General features: G+C 59.7%; 21 protein-coding genes and 1 tRNA gene. 10 read left to right on the plus strand and 12 right to left on the minus strand.

All coding sequences use genetic code 11. The features are described 5' to 3' along the window. Window positions 1-15: 15 nt before the first annotated feature. On the plus strand, window positions 16-2589 hold the full coding sequence (gene leuS / locus SynA1524_RS06165; protein ID WP_186499397.1) for a leucine--tRNA ligase: 2574 nt from the start codon (window positions 16-18) through the stop codon (window positions 2587-2589). A gap of 14 nt (window positions 2590-2603) precedes the next feature. Here leuS and SynA1524_RS06170 read toward each other — a convergent pair whose 3' ends face one another. Beyond that, on the minus strand, window positions 2604-4202 hold the full coding sequence (locus SynA1524_RS06170; protein ID WP_186499398.1) for a glucose-6-phosphate isomerase: 1599 nt from the start codon (window positions 4200-4202) through the stop codon (window positions 2604-2606). A 116-nt stretch (window positions 4203-4318) separates the two neighbouring features. On the opposite strand from SynA1524_RS06170, the gene SynA1524_RS06175 reads away from it, so the two are divergent. After that, window positions 4319-5092: a helicase DnaB gene (locus tag SynA1524_RS06175; protein ID WP_186499399.1), complete on the plus strand. Its 774-nt coding sequence runs from the start codon at window positions 4319-4321 to the stop codon at window positions 5090-5092. A 13-nt stretch (window positions 5093-5105) separates the two neighbouring features. Here the strand turns inward: SynA1524_RS06175 and SynA1524_RS06180 are convergent, their stop codons facing one another. The 4 genes from SynA1524_RS06180 to SynA1524_RS06195 form a co-directional block, all read right to left on the minus strand. Beyond that, window positions 5106-5423, minus strand: coding sequence for a hypothetical protein (locus SynA1524_RS06180; RefSeq protein WP_186499400.1), 318 nt, complete (start codon window positions 5421-5423; stop codon window positions 5106-5108). 103 nt (window positions 5424-5526) lie between these two features. Beyond that, complete coding sequence (locus SynA1524_RS06185) at window positions 5527-6447, minus strand: N-acetylmuramoyl-L-alanine amidase (RefSeq protein WP_186499401.1); 921 nt, start codon at window positions 6445-6447, stop codon at window positions 5527-5529. Next, complete coding sequence (locus SynA1524_RS06190) at window positions 6429-8126, minus strand: M61 family metallopeptidase (protein ID WP_186499402.1); 1698 nt, start codon at window positions 8124-8126, stop codon at window positions 6429-6431. The genes SynA1524_RS06185 and SynA1524_RS06190 overlap by 19 nt, the downstream gene beginning before the upstream one ends. Before the next feature lies 1 nt (window position 8127). Further along, window positions 8128-8478 (minus strand): DUF1257 domain-containing protein, encoded by a 351-nt coding sequence (locus SynA1524_RS06195; RefSeq protein WP_186499403.1) that lies wholly within the window; start codon window positions 8476-8478, stop codon window positions 8128-8130. A 7-nt stretch (window positions 8479-8485) separates the two neighbouring features. Between SynA1524_RS06195 and purN the strand changes: the two genes are divergently transcribed. Then, window positions 8486-9154 (plus strand): phosphoribosylglycinamide formyltransferase, encoded by a 669-nt coding sequence (gene purN, locus SynA1524_RS06200; RefSeq protein WP_186499404.1) that lies wholly within the window; start codon window positions 8486-8488, stop codon window positions 9152-9154. Here purN and argC read toward each other — a convergent pair. After that, on the minus strand, window positions 9145-10218 hold the full coding sequence (argC, locus tag SynA1524_RS06205) for an N-acetyl-gamma-glutamyl-phosphate reductase (RefSeq protein ID WP_186499544.1): 1074 nt from the start codon (window positions 10216-10218) through the stop codon (window positions 9145-9147). The two genes, purN and argC, sit on opposite strands and share 10 nt — an antisense overlap. 76 nt (window positions 10219-10294) lie before the next feature. Between argC and ribBA the strand changes: the two genes are divergently transcribed. Continuing rightward, window positions 10295-11953: a bifunctional 3,4-dihydroxy-2-butanone-4-phosphate synthase/GTP cyclohydrolase II gene (gene ribBA, locus SynA1524_RS06210; protein ID WP_502707918.1), complete on the plus strand. Its 1659-nt coding sequence runs from the start codon at window positions 10295-10297 to the stop codon at window positions 11951-11953. Here the strand turns inward: ribBA and SynA1524_RS06215 are convergent, their stop codons facing one another. Beyond that, entirely contained in the window at window positions 11954-12394 is a 441-nt protein-coding gene (locus SynA1524_RS06215) for a peptidylprolyl isomerase (protein WP_186499405.1), read from the minus strand. It lies immediately after the preceding gene. A 40-nt stretch (window positions 12395-12434) separates the two neighbouring features. On the opposite strand from SynA1524_RS06215, the gene mtnP reads away from it, so the two are divergent. Continuing rightward, window positions 12435-13334: an S-methyl-5'-thioadenosine phosphorylase gene (mtnP, locus tag SynA1524_RS06220; RefSeq protein WP_186499406.1), complete on the plus strand. Its 900-nt coding sequence runs from the start codon at window positions 12435-12437 to the stop codon at window positions 13332-13334. Here the strand turns inward: mtnP and murQ are convergent. The 4 genes from murQ to dnaK are packed head-to-tail and all read right to left on the minus strand — an operon-like array spanning window position 13325 to window position 17596. Next, window positions 13325-14275 (minus strand): N-acetylmuramic acid 6-phosphate etherase, encoded by a 951-nt coding sequence (gene murQ, locus SynA1524_RS06225; RefSeq protein WP_186499407.1) that lies wholly within the window; start codon window positions 14273-14275, stop codon window positions 13325-13327. The genes mtnP and murQ overlap by 10 nt on opposite strands. Window positions 14276-14278: 3 nt before the next feature. After that, window positions 14279-14674, minus strand: coding sequence for a DUF3110 domain-containing protein (locus SynA1524_RS06230; protein WP_186499546.1), 396 nt, complete (start codon window positions 14672-14674; stop codon window positions 14279-14281). Between the two features lie 50 nt (window positions 14675-14724). Next, a complete protein-coding gene (locus SynA1524_RS06235) occupies window positions 14725-15624 on the minus strand; it encodes a DnaJ domain-containing protein (RefSeq protein ID WP_186499408.1) in 900 nt (299 codons plus the stop codon). Continuing rightward, window positions 15608-17596, minus strand: coding sequence for a molecular chaperone DnaK (gene dnaK, locus SynA1524_RS06240; RefSeq protein ID WP_186499409.1), 1989 nt, complete (start codon window positions 17594-17596; stop codon window positions 15608-15610). Before dnaK ends, SynA1524_RS06235 begins: the two co-directional genes overlap by 17 nt. Before the next feature lie 144 nt (window positions 17597-17740). Here dnaK and pstC point away from each other — a divergent pair, with 144 nt between their 5' ends. The 3 genes from pstC to pstB all read left to right on the plus strand — a co-directional run bounded on the left by pstC (window position 17741) and on the right by pstB (window position 20502). After that, window positions 17741-18691, plus strand: a complete 951-nt coding sequence (gene pstC / locus SynA1524_RS06245; RefSeq protein WP_186499410.1) for a phosphate ABC transporter permease subunit PstC — start codon at window positions 17741-17743, stop codon at window positions 18689-18691. Between the two features lie 2 nt (window positions 18692-18693). Beyond that, window positions 18694-19611: a phosphate ABC transporter permease PstA gene (pstA, locus tag SynA1524_RS06250; RefSeq protein ID WP_186499411.1), complete on the plus strand. Its 918-nt coding sequence runs from the start codon at window positions 18694-18696 to the stop codon at window positions 19609-19611. A gap of 69 nt (window positions 19612-19680) precedes the next feature. Continuing rightward, window positions 19681-20502, plus strand: a complete 822-nt coding sequence (pstB, locus tag SynA1524_RS06255; protein ID WP_186499412.1) for a phosphate ABC transporter ATP-binding protein PstB — start codon at window positions 19681-19683, stop codon at window positions 20500-20502. A 97-nt stretch (window positions 20503-20599) separates the two neighbouring features. On the opposite strand, the gene SynA1524_RS06260 is transcribed toward pstB, so the two are convergent. Beyond that, window positions 20600-20686: transfer RNA gene (locus tag SynA1524_RS06260), tRNA-Ser, on the minus strand. Window positions 20687-20741: 55 nt separating this feature from the next. Between SynA1524_RS06260 and SynA1524_RS06265 the strand changes: the two genes are divergently transcribed. Together SynA1524_RS06265 and SynA1524_RS06270 are read left to right on the plus strand one after the other, a co-directional pair. Continuing rightward, the gene (locus SynA1524_RS06265) at window positions 20742-21110 is read left to right on the plus strand and encodes a 2Fe-2S iron-sulfur cluster-binding protein (RefSeq protein ID WP_186495973.1); all 369 of its coding nucleotides are present in this window, start codon (window positions 20742-20744) and stop codon (window positions 21108-21110) included. 2 nt (window positions 21111-21112) lie between these two features. Further along, a complete protein-coding gene (locus tag SynA1524_RS06270; protein ID WP_186495976.1) occupies window positions 21113-22000 on the plus strand; it encodes an inositol monophosphatase family protein in 888 nt (295 codons plus the stop codon). The last annotated feature ends 20 nt before the right edge of the window (window positions 22001-22020 follow it).

The raw sequence follows: 22020 nt of genomic DNA on the forward strand, positions 1-22020 counted from the left end.
GACATCCTGTCGACCGTGAACAGCCGTTACTCGCCTGCGGAACTTGAACAACGCTGGCAGACGACCTGGCGATCAGAGGGGTTGGATGTCACTCCGGAGCCTGAAGACGGCAAGGGTTTCTACGCCCTGTCGATGTTTCCCTATCCCTCAGGGACCTTGCACATGGGCCATGTGCGCAATTACGTCATCACCGATGTGATCGCCCGCGTCCAAAGGATGCGTGGCCGCGCGGTGTTGCACCCGATGGGATGGGATGCCTTCGGCCTTCCCGCCGAAAATGCCGCGATCGAGCGCAACGTTGATCCCGGCGATTGGACCGATCGCAACATCGATCAGATGCGATCACAGCTGGATCGCCTCGGCTTGTCGATCGACTGGGACCGTGAGCAGGCCACCTGCTACAGCGATTACTACCGCTGGACCCAGTGGTTGTTCCTGGAGCTGTTCGATGGCGGTCTGGCCTACCGGAAGAACGCAACGGTCAACTGGGATCCAGTGGATCAAACCGTTCTGGCCAACGAGCAGGTGGATGCCGACGGACGTTCCTGGAGATCCGGTGCACTGGTGGAACAACGCCAGTTGAATCAGTGGTTCCTGCGCATCACGCAGTACGCCGAAGCCCTGCTCAAGGACCTGGATCAACTGAGCGGTTGGCCGGAACGCGTTCGCACAATGCAGGCCAACTGGATCGGTCGTTCCGAGGGTGCTGAGATCCAGTTCAAGGTGTCCTCCGATTCAGACACCACCATCACGGTGTTCACCACAAGGCCAGACACCTTGGCTGGTGCCAGCTACGTGGTGCTCGCCCCGGACCACCCGTTGGTGAACAGTCTGACGACCCCGGATCAGCAGGATGTTGTGCAGTCCTTCCAGGCAGAGGTGGCACGGCTCAGTGCCTTGGAACGCACCAGTGATGACGCCCCCAAGCGTGGGGTCTTCACCGGCGCCATAGTCCTCAATCCACTCAACGGCAGTCCATTGCCGGTGTGGATCGCGGACTATGTTCTGGTGGATTACGGCACCGGCGCTGTGATGGGAGTCCCGGCCCATGATCAGCGGGACCGTCGCTTTGCGCAGAGCTACGGGTTGGCCGTTCAGCAAGTGATTGAGGCCGAGGGGGCCGCCGCTGCGATCGCTGCCGGAGAGGCCTGGACGGATCCTGGAGTGCTGATCCATTCCGGAGACTTCGATGGTCTGAATTCCATCGAGGCCAAGGAGCGGATCACGCGCCACGGGGAGCAGCTGGGATGGGCAGTGGCGAAGGTCACCTATCGGCTGCGCGATTGGCTGATTTCGAGGCAGCGTTACTGGGGCTGCCCGATTCCGATCATCCATTGCCCCAGCTGTGGCGCCGTGCCCGTGCCTCGCGAGGACCTACCCGTGGAACTCCCCCGCGGTATTGATCTGTCCGGGAAAGGCGGCTCTCCACTGGGCCAACAGGACGATTGGGTCAACGTCCCCTGTCCCTCCTGTGGTGAACCGGCCAAGCGCGAAACCGACACGATGGACACTTTTATGTGTTCGTCTTGGTATTTCCTCCGTTTCGCCGACCCACACAACACCGAACAGCCGTTCAGCCGCGAAGCCGTGAACCGCTGGCTGCCGGTGCAGCAGTACGTCGGTGGAATCGAGCACGCCATTTTGCATCTGCTGTATTCCCGCTTTTTCACCAAGGCGTTGAAGGATCGGGGCTTGATCGATGTGGCTGAACCGTTTGATCGTCTGCTGACCCAGGGAATGGTTCAGGGAACGACGTATCGCAATCCCAGCACCGGCAAATACGTCGCCCCGGTGGATGTATCCGACCCGGAGACACCGACCGATCCGACCAGTGGTGACCCTCTTGAGGTGTTGTTCGAAAAGATGTCGAAGTCGAAGTACAACGGCGTCGACCCTGCGGCAGTGATCGATCGCTATGGCGCCGACACTGCTCGAATGTTCATTTTGTTCAAAGCGCCGCCCGAAAAGGACCTTGAATGGGATGACGCTGACGTGGAAGGCCAATTCCGCTTCCTGCAGCGGATCTGGCGGCTGGTGGAGTCCACGACCTCCCGCATCGACAGCCTCGAGCCAGAGGGACGTCCCGATCCATTAGCCGACACCGACGTCAAGGTTCGTCGTGCCATCCACGTAGCTATTGAGGCGGTGAGTGAGGACCTGCGGGACGAGATTCAGTTGAACACCGCCATCTCAGAGCTGATGAAACTCACCAATGCGATCACATCCGTTGGTGTTGCTGAATTGAGCACGTCAGTGCTGAAGGAAGCTCTTTCAACACTGCTCCGGCTTCTGGCTCCCTTTGCTCCCCATCTCGCCGAAGAGCTCTGGCATCAGCTCGGTGAGTCGTCCAGCGTGCATCGTGCCGGTTGGCCAGTACTGGACCCCAGTGCTCTGGTTCAGGATTCCGTGGACCTGGTGATTCAGATCAAGGGGAAGGTTCGCGGGATCATTCAGGTACCCGCCGCCGCCGACAAAGAACAGCTTGAGGCCTTGGCAATGGCCAGTGAGGTCGCTGCTAAGTGGCTGGAGGGACAACCCCCCCGACGCGTGATTGTGGTGCCGGGGAAGTTGGTCAACCTGGTGCCTTGATCGGCATCTGCCGATCAGCTGCAGCTAAACCGCATGCTCGCTGGGTTGGCCCAATCCCCCTCAGCCCGGTAGCCCCGATCATTGCCAGCGAGATGACGCATTATCCAGAAGATCGCCTCATCGCTCCCGTCACCAACGGCCTGCCTGATTTCACTGACGGTCCGTGGTGCGCCGTCTTTGAGAACAGCTTCTACCCGGCTCTGCAGGTCCAGGATTGCCGCGGCAGCTTTCTTTCCAGCTTCCACGCCAGGTTGGTGGTAAGCGTTGATGTTGACCAGATCGCCATAGAAGCCAACAGCACGTTCGAATAGAGCAATCAACGCACCAAGACGACGCGCATCAAAGCGACGCATGCTGATGCTGAGGCTCTGGCGCCCTCCTTCCGTCAACGCTGACCGCGTTCCCTGAAGGAAACCATCAAGGAAATCGCCCGGACATTCGTCCTTGATCACCGGGATATCAGAGACATCCTCAAGCACCTCGATGAAGGTGGCAAAGAAGTTGTCAACACCGTCCCGGAGCTGCTGCACATAGGCGTGCTGGTCTGTGGATCCCTTGTTGCCATAAACGGCGATACCCTGATTCACCTCGTTGCCGTCACGGTCGAGTCGCTTGCCCAGGGACTCCATCACCAGCTGCTGGAGGTAGCGGCTGAACACCTCGAGGCGATCGCGATAGGGAAGTACCACCATGTCGCGACGCCCTTTGCCTTCCCCGGCAACGAACCATGAGGCCGCCATCAGTGCTGCTGGATTACGACGGAGATCAGCCAGGCGAGTGGCATCGTCCATCTGGGCCGCACCTGCGAGAAAATCGCGGATGTCAGCACCGATCAGGGCACCCGGCAGCAAGCCCACGGCACTGGTGATGCTTGTGCGTCCTCCCACCCAATCGAACATGTCGAAGCGCTTGAGCCAGCCGTCCTGCTTGGCTTCCCGATCGAGCTTGCTGTCGCCCATGGTGATGGCTACAGCCTGATCGGCCCAGCGGCCACCACGGGATTCCACCCGATGGCGGGCCTGCTCCATGCCCAGGTGTGGCTCCGGCGTGCCGCCGGACTTGCTCACAGTCACCACAAGGGTCGTTGCCAGTCGATCGTCCAGGCCAGCCAGAACGACACTCATGCCATTTGGATCAACGTTGTCGAAGAAGTGAAACGGCAGACCTGCGCCATGGCCTTGCAGCGCTTTGATCATCAACAGAGGGCCAAGACCGCTGCCGCCGATACCAATCCAGAGAACGTCGGTGAAGGCCTGCCCCCCGGGACCTTTGATAGCGCCGCTGTTCACATCGCGACCGAACTGCTCGATCTGATCGATTTCTGTGGCGATGTGGTCTCGGACCGATTCACTGGGCGCCAACTGAGGGGCCCTCAGCCAGTAGTGACCCACCTGACGCTGCTCATCAGGGTTGGCCATGGCCCCAGCTTCAAGCTCGGCCATGGCCGCGAAGGCCTTGTCGAATCCAGGTTGGAGTTGCTCGAGATGGGATGGGTTGACGTGCATGCGGCTGATGTCCAACCAGATGCCGAGATCTTCGTGATACCAGAGGAGGTCACAGAAGCGCTGCCATTGAATCTGAGCGTCACTGGCGCTGAAATCCGGGAAGCTCATCGGGCCCTGATGGTGCACTCCGACTGAAGGTATCCAGGAACGACCAGGCTTGCCCATCTACTGGGACACCCCGGCTAGTTTCGGTGCTGATTTGAACAGAGCCCAGCTTCCAGTTCATGCGTGAACATCTGCAGCTCTGCGGAGCCCTGGTCCTTAGCCTGGCCCTTGGTTTTCCTCCCTCTGTCTCCAAGCCGTCAGCAGCGGTGTCTAGAGGGATCAATCAGGTCACTGTGCTGGATGAGCGGCCAGATCCATCTGTCTTCTCGCCCGAGGAGTTGCGGCTGCTGCAGCAACGTTTCGGGGTGCACGGTCCACAGACGACGCTGGCTCAACTGTTCACCCGCGGCGTTGATCAGCTGCAACCTCTCCGCAAGCTGACCCTCGATCAACTGCAACAGCTCAAACCTGTGATCATGCAGGAGTCAGCTCAGCAACGCGTCAATCCGATGCTGGTCACGGCCATTCTGTTTGACGAAATTCAGCACTCCAAACCTGGAGAAGGTCTTCCTTTCATTGCCCACTCCGGACTGGTCAAAACCCACGGACCGGCGCAGCTTGCCATCACCGAACTGATCCACCAGAACCGACTGCCGGCCAATCCCAGCGCCAATGAAATCGCCTGGGCCAGGAATCAACTGCTCGATCCAAGGATGAGCGTGGTGTTGCTGGTGGGCAAGATAAATCGGCTAAAGCATGAGCTCGGGCTCTGCACCGGTCGACGACTGGATGCCAGCAGTTCCTACGGCGATGCCAAGGCGATCGCCACACTGGCCTATCTGCACAACGGAAAACTCGATTACCCCAGCCGCATCCTGAGCTATATGCAGGATCCTGAATTGCACGGGCTGATCTTCAGCTCCCGCCGCAGCCAGCTCTTCATCCTGCTCTGAATCCCCTGCTCCTTTAGAAGTGGACGCCGAGTCCAACGTTCAGGTAAGAGTGGTGGGGCGACACCACCACGCGTCGGCGAATAGGGCGATACACGGGTCGGTAAGCGGGATGAACCACCTGAACCCAGGATGTCCCGGTCGAGTGGACTGCGTGCTTGTAACCCTTCCGATACCCCTTGTCGTAGGCCTTCTGTTTCTTCTTGGATACGTGATGGTGGTGATGGCCATTCCAGTCGTGGTGGACGTTGTGGGCGTAAGCTTCCGAACCAAAACTCAGCCCTGCCAGGGCCACAGCGGCGATGCCACTGACGACTAGTCCGTTCAATGCCATCGGGGTCAAATCAACTGATCAAACCGTACGGAGAGTGCCCCGACAGAAGGTGACTGGAGTTGATGTGATGAATGACTGAATGTGATCGGCATGGAACTCATGCTCAAGAAACACAGAGGTCACCCAACGCGGCCAGGCGATATTGAAGTGATGCCCAGTTAAAGCTGCGTGGGTCACCCCGCTCTCCGCCAAGATCAACGTGGCGGTGTGAGGTGATCGCTGCTGGAGGCAACTTGAAGCGGTTGATCCAATCGGAAAGAACAATGGCGAGAGCGTCGTATTGACGTGATGTGTATCCCGTGTGCTGTGACGCATCATTGGCGCCGCTTTCGGGTGTTTCCAGGCTGACGTGCAGCGCGAAATTGTTAAGGGAGCCCAACAGGCGCGGGTTGGTGACGGCCCACTCACCAAGAAACGCCGAGTTACCTGCGCCATAAGCGCGTTTGAGCGGGTCAACGATGTCAACAACCCTTCCATCCAATCCGATCAGCGTGTGGTAGCTGACTTGGTCCACATCCAGCGGGTGAGGTGTCTGGAACGTGTTGATGGCAGACGTCAGCGAGTAGACGGTCTCATGCATCACCACCACCCGCGGTGATGGATCTAAGGCAGCATCGTAGGCATCCTTCGACAAACGCTCGCCGAAATTCGTTGGATGAATGGGAACGGTGGTGCGCCAGACATCACTGGAGCGTTGCAGTGCTTCCAGGCGTGAACGCAGCGCTGAATCAATCCCAGTGCACTGCTTTGCCAAGGGCGATGTCCAGGACCGAGAACGAGGCGCGCGCGGGGGCTCAACCGCCGGGGGCGACTTGGTGTCGTTGTCGGATTCCACCTGCTCAAGCAGGTCCATCAACGATGGGCGTGCACCGGCGTGGGATGGCTTGCTGCGATCAAGGCTGACCCAATTGACCAGCAGAACAGCAAGGGATCCCGTGGCCGCCACAGCCACGGCAGCTCGAGGGTGCAGACGGATCAGATCGGCAACCCGCTCGAATTTCTGAATCAGAGAAACCGGAACCATCGATCTCTCAGAAACAGCTGTTCCGAGGATGCCGCAGGTTCCCAGCTGAGGCACCACCGTTCCACTCCAGGAACCGCACAAAGTTGAGTTGTGCCGAGGTAGTTGCGACGGGCATAGGTGACCAGTGCCGGTCGATCCACCCTCAGCAGCAAGGGAAGATCCGTTGAGGCGTTCACCCGTCTGCCATCGATGGCAATAAGTTCATCGCCACTAACCAGTGCCGCAGCGCGGCCAGGACTATCCAAGGCGACACGCCTCACAACAACACGACCGTTGACATCAGCCAGGGTCAGACCGTGATCGGGTCCAGCCAGGGGTACGGGATCGAATCGCGCTCCAATCAGAGCTGCCGTGTCCTGAAGGGGCAAGGCGCCAGGACTGTCCAGCCACTGGTCGAGATCATCGGCAAGACCGGGATCAACGGCTTTCAGCAACACGGTGAGATCCTCCCGAACAAAGCCTCGCCCCACCGTTCCGTGTGTCATCCAGAGAGCACGAAGCTGTTCCGCCAGGGAACTGTCCCTCTGCCGAAGGCGCACATCCAGACAGAACGCCGTGGCGGCCCCGAGGCGGTAGTAGCTGATTTGGCTGTCAGCTGAGACCGCAGTGGCCTTGTACAACTTCACCCAGGCTTCCTGAGCGCTGGCAGCCAGGGATTGCACCCGCCGCCCAGGAGCCATCAGCACCCTGGACAGCTCATCACTGAGATCTTTCAGCAATGTGGAGCGATCACTGCAGCCAGCCAGAAGCGGCAACACGAGGTCGAAGTAGCTGGTGATTCCCTCGGCGAACCAAAGCCCTTCGCTGACAACGGGGTGGCCGTAGTCGTAGGGGCGGAACTCCCGTGGGCGCAGTCGTCGCACATTCCACTGGTGCAGATATTCGTGGCCCACCAGCTGCAGCAATTGCCGGTAACCATCCGGTTTCGCCAGGGCTGACCAGTTGAACTGCAATACAGCACTGTGATCGTGCTCAAGGCCGCCATAGCCGCTGTCAAGCATCTGAATGACCAGCTGATAGCGATCACCCGCCGGAGGGGGGGTGCCCATCAAGCGACAGGTGGCTTCACAGACCCGTTCAACATCCGCCTTCAGCGTGGTCGGCCATCCCCCCGGCGGGTCCCCCATGAGCAGCAACTCGTGCTGACGCTCTTGAACACGAAAAAGCTGGCTTTCAAACGGACCTGCCTGGACTGGACTATCTAACAAATCGTCGAAATCGGCGGCGCGCCATCCATCCCCATCACTTGGGAGGGGGCAGTGGACCTGCCAGGCGTCAGCGATATTCACAGTGAGTCGATGGGGAGTCCACCGGCATCCATCAAGTTCCATCACCACTGCAGCGAGGCTGAAGGAGGCGAACTCCGGATCGACAAAGGCGGTCCGCACCGTCAGGTCCCTGGCTTCCACCACATAGCTGAGGCACAGCGGCCCTGAATCGAGATCGTCCACCAGCCATTGATGGGGCGCAAGACGTCGCAGTGAGACGACACCTGTGGCAGCCGTCAGCTGCAGGCTGTGCAGATGCTGGACGGGATCACGGATGGTGTACGAACCAGGTGTCCAAAGGGGGAACTGCAGGATCTGGCGTGGGGTGGAGCCTGTCCACCGCATCGTGACGCGAATGCGCTGTTCTTCTGGTTGAACAAGATCCAGATGAACGTGAACGTCGCCGTTCACCTCAGAACGACTCGATGGTCATCGTCGCGGTGGATCCAAAGCAATCCATCGACTCAAGAGCAGCAAGAAGCGCATATCGCCGTGCCACCCGCTGGAGCCTTGCCTCTAGACCCTGATGGCGGGCCAGCCGTTGCAGATCACCCACCATGGTGATCACTCCATCGGATCCCAAAACCCAGCCAATGGATGGGGAACCATCAGGCAGGGAGGCAAGCAGATCCACCGGATGGGACTTGCCATTGAAGGGGGCCATCACAGCACTCTTGACGACACCAAATCCTTCGTGATGCAGAGCTGCTTCCAGCAGATCTGCACGTGTGTAGGCGGTCGGCAGGATGGAGAGATGGGACATGAACTGAATGCCCGCTTTTTCAGACCCTAGCCAGCAGATGCCATCTGACCAGGCCCTGATTCATCCATCGTCAGGAGGAGCATCCGATCTCGATCCCACGGTCAGAGTGGGCGTGATGGCATCGGGTAACGGAAGCAATTTCGAGGCCTTGGCAACAGCGATCCGGGATGGACACATCAATGCCGAGATCGCTCTGTTGGTGGTGAACAACCCTGGCTGCGGTGCCCAACAACGGGCTGCACGGCTCGGCATTCCCTGGCAACTGTTCAATCATCGGGACTACGACAGCCGCTCAGCACTCGACCGTGACCTGGTGCAGCGATTCCAATCGCTGGGCGTAGAAGGGATTGTGATGGCGGGCTGGATGCGCATTGTCACCAACGAGTTGATTCAGGCCTTCCCAGACCGGCTGATCAACATCCATCCATCGCTTCTGCCCAGCTTCCGGGGGCTTGATGGCGTCGGCCAGGCCCTCAAGGCCGGGGTCCGAGTCGCTGGTTGCACGGTTCATCTGCTTACAGAGGACCTGGATGCCGGTCCGATCCTGGTTCAGGCAGCAGTGCCGGTACTCGACGGTGACAGTCACGACAGCCTGTCCCAGCGGATTCAACAACAGGAACATCGCATCCTGCCCACTGGCCTGACGCTGGCAGCTGATCGCTGGCGTCAGGGGTAAAAACTCTGCAAGGGAAGCCCTGTCTCCGGCGGCAGGCCATGCATCAGGTTCAGGCATTGCACCCCCTGTCCAGCCTGACCTTTGATCAGGTTGTCGATGGCGCTCATCAGGATCATCTGCCCGGTTCTTGTGTCCACCTGAACGGAGACCAACGCGCGATTGGTGTGCCGTGCCCACTTGGTGGCTGGATAGGTGCCCACCGGCAGCACGGAAACGCAGTGGTGGTGCCGATACACCGCATCGAGAACCGTTGTGCAGTCCTCAGCGGTCAGACCAGGATCCCGCAGGCGCGCGTACACCGTTGATAAGAGTCCACGCACCATCGGCACGAGATGGGCAGTGAATTGCAACCGAACATCCTGTCCAGCGACCTCCCGGGCCATCTGTTCGATTTCCGAGGTATGCCTATGTCCGATCACGCCGTAAGGGGCAATCGACTCTGAGGCCTCTGCCAGCAACATCGTCTCTTTGGGAACACGACCGCCACCGGATGTGCCTGTTTTGGCGTCGATGACGATGCCGTCGGTGTCGATCAGGCCCTGCTTGAGGAAGGGAAGCAACGGAAGCAGGCTTGCGGTCGGGAAGCAACCGGGCGCGGCGACCAACCTGGCCTCGGCAATGGCAGGACCATGCCACTCCGGCAATCCATACACCGCCTTTCGGCAGAGGTCCGAATCGTCCCGTGAGAGACGGTTGGCCTCCTGGCCGTACACCTGACTCCACTGCTCCAGCGATCGGTAGCGAAAGTCGGCCGAGAGATCCACCACCCGCACACCTCGCTGCAGAAGCTCCGGTGCGAGTTGACAGGCCAATCCATTGGGGAGGCTGAGGACGGCATAATCCGCGGCCTCAGCGATGCGCTCAGCATCAGCGGACTGAACAACGGGATCATCCGGCAGCGGCAGAAATGAGCAGATCGAGCTCCAGCGCCGTCCTGCACTCCGTTCTCCGCCGAGGAACGTGACGGTCAAGGACGGATGGTCCTGCAGAAGCCTGATGGTCTGCAGCCCCCCGTAGCCCGATGCACCGATCACCGCGACACGACCCTGCCCACCACCAGCCATCTCGGCGATTCGTGACGCAGTGCTGCTTGCCATGGCGACGTCCAACCAACAGTTGATCGTACAGAGATTGATAATGATGGAATTGCAGAACGGCAGACTTCTGAACTCCAGTTACCAGCATCAGCAGGACGATCCGATCCGCTTCGATGACATCGCCGAGGCGTTGGCCGCCATTCGCAATGGTGCCTGTGTGGTGGTGGTCGATGACGAGCAGCGTGAAAACGAAGGCGATCTGATCTGCGCCGCTCAGTTCGCCACACCGGAAGCGATCAATTTCATGGCGACCGAGGCCCGCGGGCTGATCTGTCTGGCCATGGAGGGGAAGCGGCTTGACGAGCTCGATCTCCCCCTCATGGTGGACCGCAACACCGATGCCAACGAAACGGCCTTCACGGTGAGCATCGATGCGGGAGCTGAGCACGGCGTCAGCACTGGAATCTCTGCGGAGGATCGTGCACGGACGATTCAGGTTGCCCTCAATCCCAAGACGCGACCTGCTGAGCTGCGACGGCCGGGACACATTTTTCCGCTGCGGGCCAAGCCCGGCGGCGTGCTGAAACGCGCCGGACATACGGAAGCAGCAGTTGACCTGGCCCAGCTGGCGGGGCTTACCCCCTCCGGCGTGATCTGCGAGATCCAGAACAGCGATGGCTCGATGGCCCGTCTGCCGGAACTGAGGGCTTACGCCGATACCTGGGGATTGAAGCTGATCAGCATCGCTGAACTGATCCGTTACCGGCTGGACAACGAACGGTTTGTGCAACGGCAGGCCCATGCGGAACTGCCGAGTCAGTTCGGTTCGTTCCAGGCCATCGGCTACTGCAATGAACTGGATGGCTCGGAACATGTGGCTCTCGTCAAAGGTGACCCGGCCTCCCTGCATGAACCGGTGCTGGTGCGGATGCATTCGGAATGCCTAACCGGTGATGCTTTCGGATCCCTGCGCTGCGACTGCCGCCCTCAGCTGGAAGCAGCACTCCGCCAAATCGAACGTGAGGGGGAAGGTGTGGTGGTTTATCTACGACAGGAGGGGCGCGGCATCGGTCTGATCAACAAACTTCGCGCCTACAGCCTTCAGGATGGAGGCCTGGACACTGTTGAAGCCAACGAACGGCTGGGGTTCCCTGCCGACCTGCGCAACTACGGGGTGGGGGCGCAGATCCTCTCGGATCTCGGCATCCATCGCTTGCGACTGCTGACCAACAACCCCCGCAAGATCGCTGGGCTCGGGGGCTATGGACTTCAGGTGGAAGAACGGGTTCCCCTGGTGATGGATGCCGGTGATCACAACGCCGACTATCTGGCTGCCAAGCGCGACAAACTCGGCCATCTCATTTGCAGCGATGGTCCCTGCACCTTTCTCGCCCTTGCGGTGAACGATCGAAGCGAGAGCCTGCCCTCGATCCGCTCCCGTGTGGAAGATCTCGCTGAGACCCATGGCCAATCGCTGGAAGCCCTGCACGAGCCACGATTGCTGGCGCTCTGGGACCGTCCCCAGTTCGTCTGGAAGCTGACGCCGGAGGTGGATGCTCCGCTGGCACTGCTGCAGTCGATTGCCCAGCTGGAGTCCACACAACGCATTGGACTGCTTCGCGTCAGCACCGAGCGCAGTGCGCTCCACCCATCACAAACATTGGAACGGGAAGAGCGTTCCTTGGTTGAGCTCATCCAGACCAATGGGGACGAACGTCTGACGCAACGTCCGTCCCTCATGCATTGGTCAGCCAGGCACTGATCAGTCCTGAATGGTCACCTTGTTGATCTTGGATCCGTTGCTGAGCTTCAGAATCACATCCATGTTTCCGGTATGACCGAACACTGTGTGCACGCCATCCAGATGGGGCTGTGCTTCGTGGCAGATATAAAACTGTGAGCCACCGGTGTTGCGACCGGCATGGGCCATGGCCAGGGTGCCGGCCTGGTGCTTCTGGCCATTGATTTCGCAATCGATCTGATAGCCGGGGCCACCGGTGCCGGCCATGCCACGCGCACCCTCTCGGCTGTTGGGGCATCCACCCTGAGCCATGAAACCGGGGATGACCCGGTGGAAGGCGAGGCCGTCATAGAAGCCGTCCTTGGCCAGTTTCACGAAATTGGCCACCGTGTTGGGAGCGTCGGACTCAAACAGCTCGAGCTCGATCTGCCCTGCGTCGGTGTCCATCAGAGCCTTGGTCATGGTGGCGCGAGCAAAATTGGAGTGTAGTGAGAGGCCTTCCATGCCCGACCTCAGCAACGCCCGTGTTGGTGTCATCGGCGGCAGCGGTCTTTACGCCATTCCTGGGCTCGACCAGGTGGAGGAACTGAGCCTCGACACGCCGTTCGGGCGTCCCTCCGATGTTCTCAGGATGGGGACGTTGCAGGGCATGGAGACGGTGTTTCTGGCCCGTCACGGTCGCCATCACCAGTTGTTGCCTCGCGAGATTCCTTACCAGGCGAACATCTGGGCCATGCGTCAGCTCAACGTTCGCTGGCTGATCTCAGTGTCGGCAGTGGGGTCGCTGCAGGAGCACCTGCGCCCGCGGGACATGGTGGTGCCGGATCAGTTCATTGATCGGACCCAACAACGACCTCAGTCGTTCTTTGGTGATGGCTGCGTCGCCCACGTGAGCCTGGCGGATCCGTTCTGCCCCCGATTGAGCGAACTCCTGGCGGAGGCTGCAGCCTCGGCGATGCCGGCCGGCCACCACCTTCATCGTGGTGGCACATACCTCTGTATGGAGGGCCCTGCGTTCTCAACGCGAGCCGAAAGCCTGCTGTACCGAAGCTGGGGATGCTCCGTGATCGGCATGACCAATCACACCGAAGCGCGACTGGCTCGGGAAGCTGAGCTCGCCTACGCCTCTCTCTCGATGGTCACCGACTTCGATTGCTGGCACAACGACCATGACGCCGTCAGCGTTGAGATGGTGGTCGGCAACCTCAAGGCCAACGCCGTGGCCACAGAACCGATCCTCAATCGGCTGATGTTGAGCCTCAAGGAGCAACGACCCAGTTCAGCCGCGCACACGGCCCTGGCCGACGCCTTGATCACGGCCCCCGAACACGTGCTGCCTAAGACGCGCGAGCGTCTGAATCTCTTCACGCGGCCCTACTGGGGCTCATTCCCTCAGGATTGAGCCAGTTTAAGTCCCTGACTGGCCAGGGCCTGGCGAAGCTGACCGTCGTGGGTCTGGAGCAACTCCATCGCCTCACTCGACGGAAGGCCACTGCTGGCCATGAGCAAGGCCAGCTTGACCGAACCACCCGCCTGATCCAGTAAGACGAGGCCGTCATCCCGCTCAACACCACCAAGGTCCCGAAGGATTCTCAGGGATCGGTCCACCAGCTTGCTGTTGCTGGCGGAAACATCCACCATCCGGTTGCCGAACACCTTGCCTAGCCGAACCATGACGGCGGTGGAGATGATGTTCAAGGCCATTTTGGTGGCGGTTCCAGCCTTGAGCCGTGTGGAACCGGTGAGGAGTTCAGGCCCCGTCAGCAGACGGATGTCGATGTCGCAGGGGAGTGGAGACTGATCGCTCGGTACACAGGCCATGGCAATGGCCAGAGCACCGATGCTGCGGGCATGGCTGAGGCCACCCCGCACGTACGGCGTCGTGCCGCCAGCGGCAATGCCGACAAGACAGTCCCCGGTATTGAAACCGCGCTGATCGAGATCCTCTCGACCGGCGGCCTCCAGATCCTCTAGTCCCTCGGAACTGCGCAGCAGTGCGGGGGCACCACCAGCCAGCACGCCTTGAACCATCTCCGGATCACTGCAGAAGGTTGGAGGGCATTCAGCGGCATCCAGCACACCGAGCCGCCCTGACGTTCCCGCCCCCAGATAAAACAATCGGCCACCAGCCTTGAGTCGGGATGCGATGCAATCAACAGCCGCACTGATCGATGCCGAAGCGTCCGCTACGGCTTGTTGAGGGCAGCGATCCTCCTCCACGAACAACGTCACCAGCTCGGCTGTGTCGAGCAGATCCAGGGCGGTGCTTCTGGGATTGGGCTGCTCAGTGATCAGGTGGCCGCGATCGGCCGAGACGGCAGCGTCGGATTGGAAACGAGTCATCGTTTAAAGCAACCCCTCAAGACGTTTGCGCAGAGCGTCGAGTTCGCTGGATATGGACGGCTCAGGCTCGGGGAGCGACTCCTCGTCCTTCCACTGACTCACATCACGGTTGGCTTCCGGAGGTGCCATGAACAACCGCTCTTCGTCGGATTCAGGGACAAAGCCGGAGGCGACAAAGCGAGCTTCATATCCAGCGTCACGACAGAACAGCTCCACGTCTTCACGGTCTAGTGATTCAACGGTTGGTACCAGAAAGTCCTGGGCTTCGAGCAATCCTGCGTAGCGCTCGGCGTCATCGGGGTTCTCGAACAGGAGCACCACCGTCCGACCGGCAATCTCAAGCGAGTGGATCCCCTCACTGTCACTGCCGGCATCGAACAGAAGCACGTTGACGCGCATCGCGGGGAACACTCGATCCTCAACAGAGCCGGAGTCTCTCATCGATCGCTTCAGCCGTCCTCCGCCTCCAGGGCGAGTTCCTGCAGTCGGCGATAGAGAGCCCGTTCCGCATCGCCGAGGTCAGCGGGAATGACCACCACAATCTCCACCAGCTGATCACCGCGACGGTCATCCAGCTCAAGGCCCCGCCCACGCAGACGCAGCAATCTTCCACTGGACGAACCCGGCGGAACCTGGAGGGTTACCGGCCCATCCAAGGTTGGCACATCCACAGCGCAGCCGAGGGCCGCATCCGGGGGGAACAACAACAACTTGTAGTGCACCCGAAGGCCATCAATGCGCAGACCGTCGTCCGTGAGCACCCGCAGCTGCAGGAAGTGATCGCGCCCTCCGCTGGCAACGCCCTCGAGCCGCAACCTCCAGCCATCTCCAGCCAGGGGAGGGGTGTCGAGTTCCACGACCGTTCCATCTTCAAGGTTGAGCTCAACAGTGGTGCCGTGCAGCGCCTGTTCCGGCGTCAGCTCCACGATCGACTCGAGATCCTCCTCGGCCCGAACGGGAGGCGGCGGTGGTGGTGCCGCGACAGGGGGTCCCTCCCATGAACCGGGATCGTTCGCATCGGGAGGGGGCGTCTCAGACCGACGCGACGGCTGGCCAAGCACCACCTCGAGATAGTCCTCGAAATCTGGGAACCCTTGTTCAAATGGGTCTCGATCACGCCGTCCTTCTCGATCACCCTGCTCCCAGGCCCGGCGGCGGCGGGGATCACTGAGCACGGCATAGGCCTCATTGACCAGCTTGAACCGCTCCTCGGCAACGGGATCGTTGCCGTTGAGGTCCGGATGCCAACGGCGCGCTTCCCGACGGAAGGCCCGTTTCAACTGGTCGGCATCCGCCTCCGGACCTAAACCAAGCAGCGACCAGTAATCAGGATCAGCGGTAGAAGTCATCGTCCCAGGGATCACGATCCCGGCGGTTCATGCTGCGTCCCCGTGGTGGACCACTCGGGGCTGCCCAGGGATCATCGTCCCAGTCATCAGCGAACAACTCGTCCTTAAGTGAGCCAAGCGTGTTGCGCAACCCCTGAAGCGGCCGTCCATCGGACTGACGCTCTGCCGAGAGGCGCCGATTCAGACCGAACAAAGCTTCCTCCAGGCCACTGAGGCACAGATCCAGCTCCTGCAGATCATCCTGAGCAAGACAATCCTGCACATCACGCATCGCCATCTCAACAGCGCGCTGCTGACGTTCCGCCCCGTAGGGCCCCAGTTCAAGGGCGGCATCACGCAGTCGACGTTCCGCCTGGGCGACGAGCGTCTGGGCACGGTTGCGGCGTTCAATCTGGTTGCGCTTGCGGCGGTCCTCATCCGCCCGGGCTTCCGCTTCGGCAAGCAGTGCGGTGACTTCATCCTCGTTGAGGTTGGATCCTCCTTGAATCGACACCGACTGCTTTCTGCCGGTGGTGCGGTCCGTGGCACTCACCTGCAGCAGCCCGTTGGCATCGATGTCAAAAGCCACCTGAACCTGCGGGACACCACGGGGCGCTGGCGGAATTCCAGACAGCCGGAAACGCCCGAGTGATTTGTTGTCCGAGGCCATCTGCCGCTCGCCTTGCCAGACGTGGATCTCCACCGAGGACTGATTCGGCTCCGACGTGCTGAACACATCGGACTGGCGCACAGGAATCGGGGTGTTGCGCGGGATCAACACCTTCATCAGACCACCGACGGTCTCCAGCCCCAGGGAGAGAGGTGTGACGTCGTTCAGCAAGAGATCCCGCAGTTCCCCTGTGAGGATGCCGGCCTGAACGGCGGCGCCGATGGCCACCACTTCATCGGGGTTCACCGATTGGCAGGGATCAAGCGGCACAAGGGTGCGCACCAGCTGCTGAACCATGGGCATGCGGGTGGCACCTCCCACAAGCACCACATCATCAATGTCATCCGCAGCCCAGCCGGAGTCGCGCAACGCGCTCTGGACGGGCATCAACAGACGATCGAGCAGGTCTGGGCAAAGACCTTCAAACGTGCTGCGATCAAGATTGGTCTCCACGTGCAGCGGGCCGTTCTCACCCGTTGCGATGAACGGAAGAGATATCGGTGTTGTGAGAACGCCGGACAGTTCCTGCTTGGCCTTTTCAGCCGCTTCGGTCAGGCGTTGAAGGGCCTGGCGGTCTCGCCGCAGATTCACCCCATGCTCAGCCTGAAAGGCATCAGCGATCCAGTCCACGATCCGCTGATCAAAATCATTGCCACCCAACTGTGTATCCCCATTGGTGGCCTTGACGTCAAAAACTCCGTTTGCGATCCGGAGCAACGACACATCGAACGTGCCACCACCCAGGTCAAACACCAGAACGCGACGAACGGCGCTGCGATCGAAGCCATAGGCCAGTGCAGCAGCAGTGGGTTCATTGAGGATGCGCTCAACGGAGATGCCGGCCAAACGACCGGCGTCGCGGGTGGCTTGGCGTTGGGCGTCGTTGAAATAAGCCGGAACCGTGACGACTGCCGCTTCGACGGTCTCGCCCAGGTAAGTGCTGGCATCGTCCACAAGCTTGCGAATGATGCTGGCCACCAGCTCCTCTGGCGCATATTCCCGTTCCGTCACTGGGCAGGGCACGCGCACCTGACCTCGGTCATTGGCACGGACCGTGTAAGGCACGGCAAGGCTGCTGTCCTCCAGTTCCTCCCAGTCGCGTCCCACGAAACGCTTGAGGTTGGAGAAGGTGTTGCGAGGGCTCAGCACCAGCTGACGTCTCGCCAGCTGTCCCACCAGCAGTTCCTGGTCTTTGCTGTAACCAACCACTGATGGGGTGGTCCTGCCACCCTCGGCATTGGCAATCACGTGAGGGCGGCCTGCCTCCAGAACGGCAACAACCGAGTTCGTGGTCCCCAGATCGATCCCGACGATCCGCCCCATACGTCCAAAACCTGTCGCTCCACGCTAACGGCATCGACCAGCCCACATGCTCAGATCAACGTCCAGCAGAGGAATGTCGTTAAGCCGTTCTTAGTGACTTAAACCAATCCCGTCGATACGTTGGCGGGGCGTGTAAGTGTGGGAATGTCCAGCGAAAAGGATAATCAGTACCTTCTGCGGAACCGACCTCCGTCAGAAAAGCTGGTGGACGATGGATTCAAGAACCTCGCTGTGATCCTGGCTTCCATGGTCGCCGTGGTGTTGTTCTTGATCCTCATCGTTGTCTTCCAGGGAAGCCTGGAGTCGATGGGGCGTTACGGCTGGCAGTTCCTCATCACCTCCGATTGGAATCCGGTTGACGATGAATACGGCGCAGGAGCCGCCATCTATGGAACGTTGGTCACCTCCCTGTTGTCGTTGCTGATCGCCGTTCCACTGGGCGTTGGCACTGCGATTTTCATCACCGAAAACATCATTCCGCGGCACATTCGAGATGTGATCGGTGTGATGGTCGAATTGCTGGCGGCGATTCCCTCGGTCGTTCTTGGCCTTTGGGCCATCTTCGTGTTGGAGCCATTCATTCGTCCAGCACTTGAATTGCTTTATCAGCTGTTCAATTGGTTCCCATTCTTCAGTACCCCACCCATGGGCCCTGGAACGGTTCCTGCGGTCTTGATTCTGGTGGTGATGATTCTGCCCATCATCACGGCCATCTCCCGAGACTCCCTGAATCAGGTTCCTCAGAAACTGCGACAGGCGGCCTATGGCGTCGGCACAACCCGTTGGGGCGCAATCATGAACGTGATGCTGCCCGCAGCGGTTTCAGGAATTGTTGGCGGCGTGATGCTGGCGCTTGGACGCGCCATGGGTGAAACCATGGCGGTGACCATGATCATTGGTAATTCCAACAACTTCAGCATTTCATTGCTGGCACCCGGCAACACAATTGCAGCCATGCTTGCCAATCAATTCGGTGAAGCTGATGGCTCTCAGGTGTCATCTCTGATGTATGCGGCATTTATTTTGATCATCATGACCCTTGCGGTGAACATCTTCGCCCAATGGCTCGTGAAGCGTCTCAGCCTTAAGTACTGATCATGACTTCCCTTTACTCCAATCGCGCTTCCGAGGCGATTCCTGACCTCTCCTACAAACCAAGTCTGGCCAGAAATGTAGGCAGCAGAATCCTCACAGTTATTGCTGGCATTTTTTCAGCGGTGGCTGTTCTGCCGTTGATCCTCGTTCTTGGCTACGTCATCGTGAAAGGTGGCAGCAAGATCTCTCTAGCGTTGTTCACGGAATTGCCTCCGCCACCGGGACTTGATGGTGGTGGTATTGCCAATGCCATTGTTGGCACGATTGTCGTCACCGTTGTTGCTGCATTGATCGCCATACCTGTTGGTGTTGGCGGTGGAATTTTTCTCGCTGAGTACTCACGTAGCGGTTGGTTTGCTCAATTCATCCGCTTCGGAACGAACGTGCTTTCAGGTGTTCCATCGATTATCGCCGGTGTGTTCATTTACGGAACGATCGTCACCAGTCGTGTGCTGTTCGGCAATGCCTACAGCGCGCTGGCTGGCGGCATGGCCCTCTCAATTCTGATGCTGCCCACGGTGATCAAAACCACCGACGAAGGTCTCAAGCTTGTCTCAGATGACTTGCGACGGGCAGCATTGGGGGTTGGTGCCTCCAGATTCGTCACGATCGTGCGAATCACTCTGCCGACGGCATTCACGCCCATTGCCACGGGAGTGGTTCTGGCGATCGCCAGGGCCGCTGGTGAAACAGCCCCATTGATCTTCACTGCCCTTTTCTCGCCCTTCTGGTCTGATCTTCTGTCCACCGATGGAATCTTTGCTCCAATCGCGACGTTGTCGGTTCTGATTTACAACTTCGCGATCATGCCCTATGAGTTCCATAACGAACTGGCTTGGTCCGCATCGTTTGTGCTCGTTGTGATGATCCTCGGCCTGAATCTCTTTTCCCGTTGGCTGGCCCGATTTGCTGCCAAGTAACCGGACGACGGCCCTTCAATCCATCAGACATCCATCCTTCCCGTACTCTCCTCGCCTCCTATCCGAGCCATGACCACCTCACAACTTCAAACTGAACAGCATCAGGTCTCGGACGACACCGCGATCTCGATTCAGAACGTCACTATTAGCTACGGCAGCTACGAAGCCGTGAAGAACGTCTACTGCGATGTTCCACGCGGAAAAGTCACCGCCTTCATCGGTCCATCCGGCTGCGGTAAGTCGACGGTGCTGCGCTCCCTCAACCGCATGAACGATCTGATCGAGGGATGTTCCCTCAAGGGTCGTGTTTTGTTCGACGGTGTCGATCTTTACGGTGCCAGTGTTGACCCTGTTGAAGTGCGTCGTCGGATCGGGATGGTGTTCCAGCAGCCCAACCCCTTTCCCAAGAGCATCTACGAGAACATTGCCTTCGGTGCCCGGATCAACGGTTTCACCGGTGACATGGATGAACTCGTGGAACGGTCCCTGCGCCAGGCCGCTGTCTGGGACGAATGCAAGGACAAGCTGAATGAAAGTGGTTATTCCCTCTCGGGTGGTCAACAGCAGCGCCTCTGCATTGCACGCACGATTGCCATCCAGCCGGAAGTGATCCTGATGGATGAACCTTGTTCGGCTCTGGACCCGATCTCCACATTGAAGATCGAGGAAACGATGCACGAACTCAAGAAGAGCTTCACGATCGTGATCGTGACCCACAACATGCAGCAGGCCGTTCGAGTCAGCGACATGACAGCGTTCTACAACGCAGAGGCAGTTGAAGGCGGCAGCGGCAAGGTGGGCTACCTGGTGGAATTCAACGAGACCGAAAAGATCTTCAACTCTCCTCAACAGCAGGCCACCCAGGACTACGTCTCCGGCCGTTTCGGTTGATCACTCAATCCAGTTTTGATCGAGAAAGGGTGGATGACTCCACCCTTTTTTATTGGAGATCAAGCAAAAAAAATCCGGTCCTGATGGACCGGAGAAGCGGAGAGCGAGGGATTCGAACCCTCGATAGAGTTGCCCCTATACAGCATTTCCAGTGCTGCGCCTTCGACCACTCGGCCAGCTCTCCACCGGCTTTCACGTGGGGCAGGTGCGAATGTAGCAGGGCGTTCCAGTCAGACCGGATGGGCACCAGTCACCGCATCACCATTCACTGGCGCCAGGAACAACGAACCATCACCCACGAAGTTCCAGAGGGGGAGTACATCCTCCACAGTTTCGAGCGTCAGGGCGATCCCTTGCCTTTCTCATGCCGCAACGGCTGCTGCACCAGCTGTGCCGTCCGGGTGAAACAAGGGCAGCTCGATCAACGCGAGGCGATGGGCCTGTCCCATGAGCTGAGGCAGCAGGGCTATGGATTGCTATGCGTGGCTCGAGCCATCGGCCCTCTCGAAGCCGAAACCCAGGACGAAGATGAGGTGTATGACCTGCAGTTCGGCCGCCATTTCGGCCGCGGCAAGGTGACGGCAGGACTACCCCTGGACGAGGAATGACCATGACCTCATCGATCTGCAGTGCAGCGGCCAATGATGCTGGTCTGAGCGCTGACAGGCTTGGCGCCCTGGTGACTGTTGCGCGACAGGCCGCTGACGCAGGTGGGGCTGAGTTGATGCGCCACTACGGGCGGCTGAGCTCGATTGAAAGCAAAGGGCGCACTGGTGATCTCGTCACCAATGCGGACGTGGCAGCCGAACGCGTTGTTCTTGAGGTTCTCGGCAGAGAAACCCCAGACATCGCTGTTCTGGCTGAAGAAAGCGGTGCCGCCGGTGAACAGGACGGGCTGCGTTGGTGCGTCGATCCCCTGGATGGCACCACCAACTTCACCCACGGGTACCCATTCTTCGCCACATCGATCGGGCTGACGTTTCGTCAACGGCCGATTCTGGGAGCCATCGCCGTTCCGTTCCTCGGGGAGACGTACTGGGGTGCTCCAGGTCATGGAGCCCACTGCAATGACAGCAAGATTCAGGTGAGCACTTGCGAGCGTCTGGAGGACTCCCTTCTGGTGACTGGGTTTGCCTACGACCGCCACACGCGGCTCGACAACAACTATGCCCAGTTCTGCTGGTTCAGCCATCGGACCCGAGGGGTTCGCCGAGGTGGTGCTGCTGCTGTGGATCTGGCCTTTGTGGCTGCTGGTCGTCAGGACGGTTACTGGGAACGAGGTCTTGCGCCCTGGGACCTTGCTGCCGGTGTGGCGCTGGTGGAACTCGCAGGCGGAACCATCAGCGGATATGGCGGTGAGGAGTTCGATCTCCGCAGCGGCCGCGTGGTGGCGGCTGGTCCGGCATTGCATCCGAGCATTGTTGACGTGCTGGCCCAGGTGAAGCCTCTATCCGGTGATGCCTTCGGTGCACCGGAGGTGACGGCCATGGGATCCTGAGGCAACGCCGAAAATTCCGG

It is taken from the genome of Synechococcus sp. A15-24 (genome assembly GCF_014280195.1).
Taxonomy (GTDB): Bacteria; Cyanobacteriota; Cyanobacteriia; order PCC-6307; family Cyanobiaceae; genus Parasynechococcus.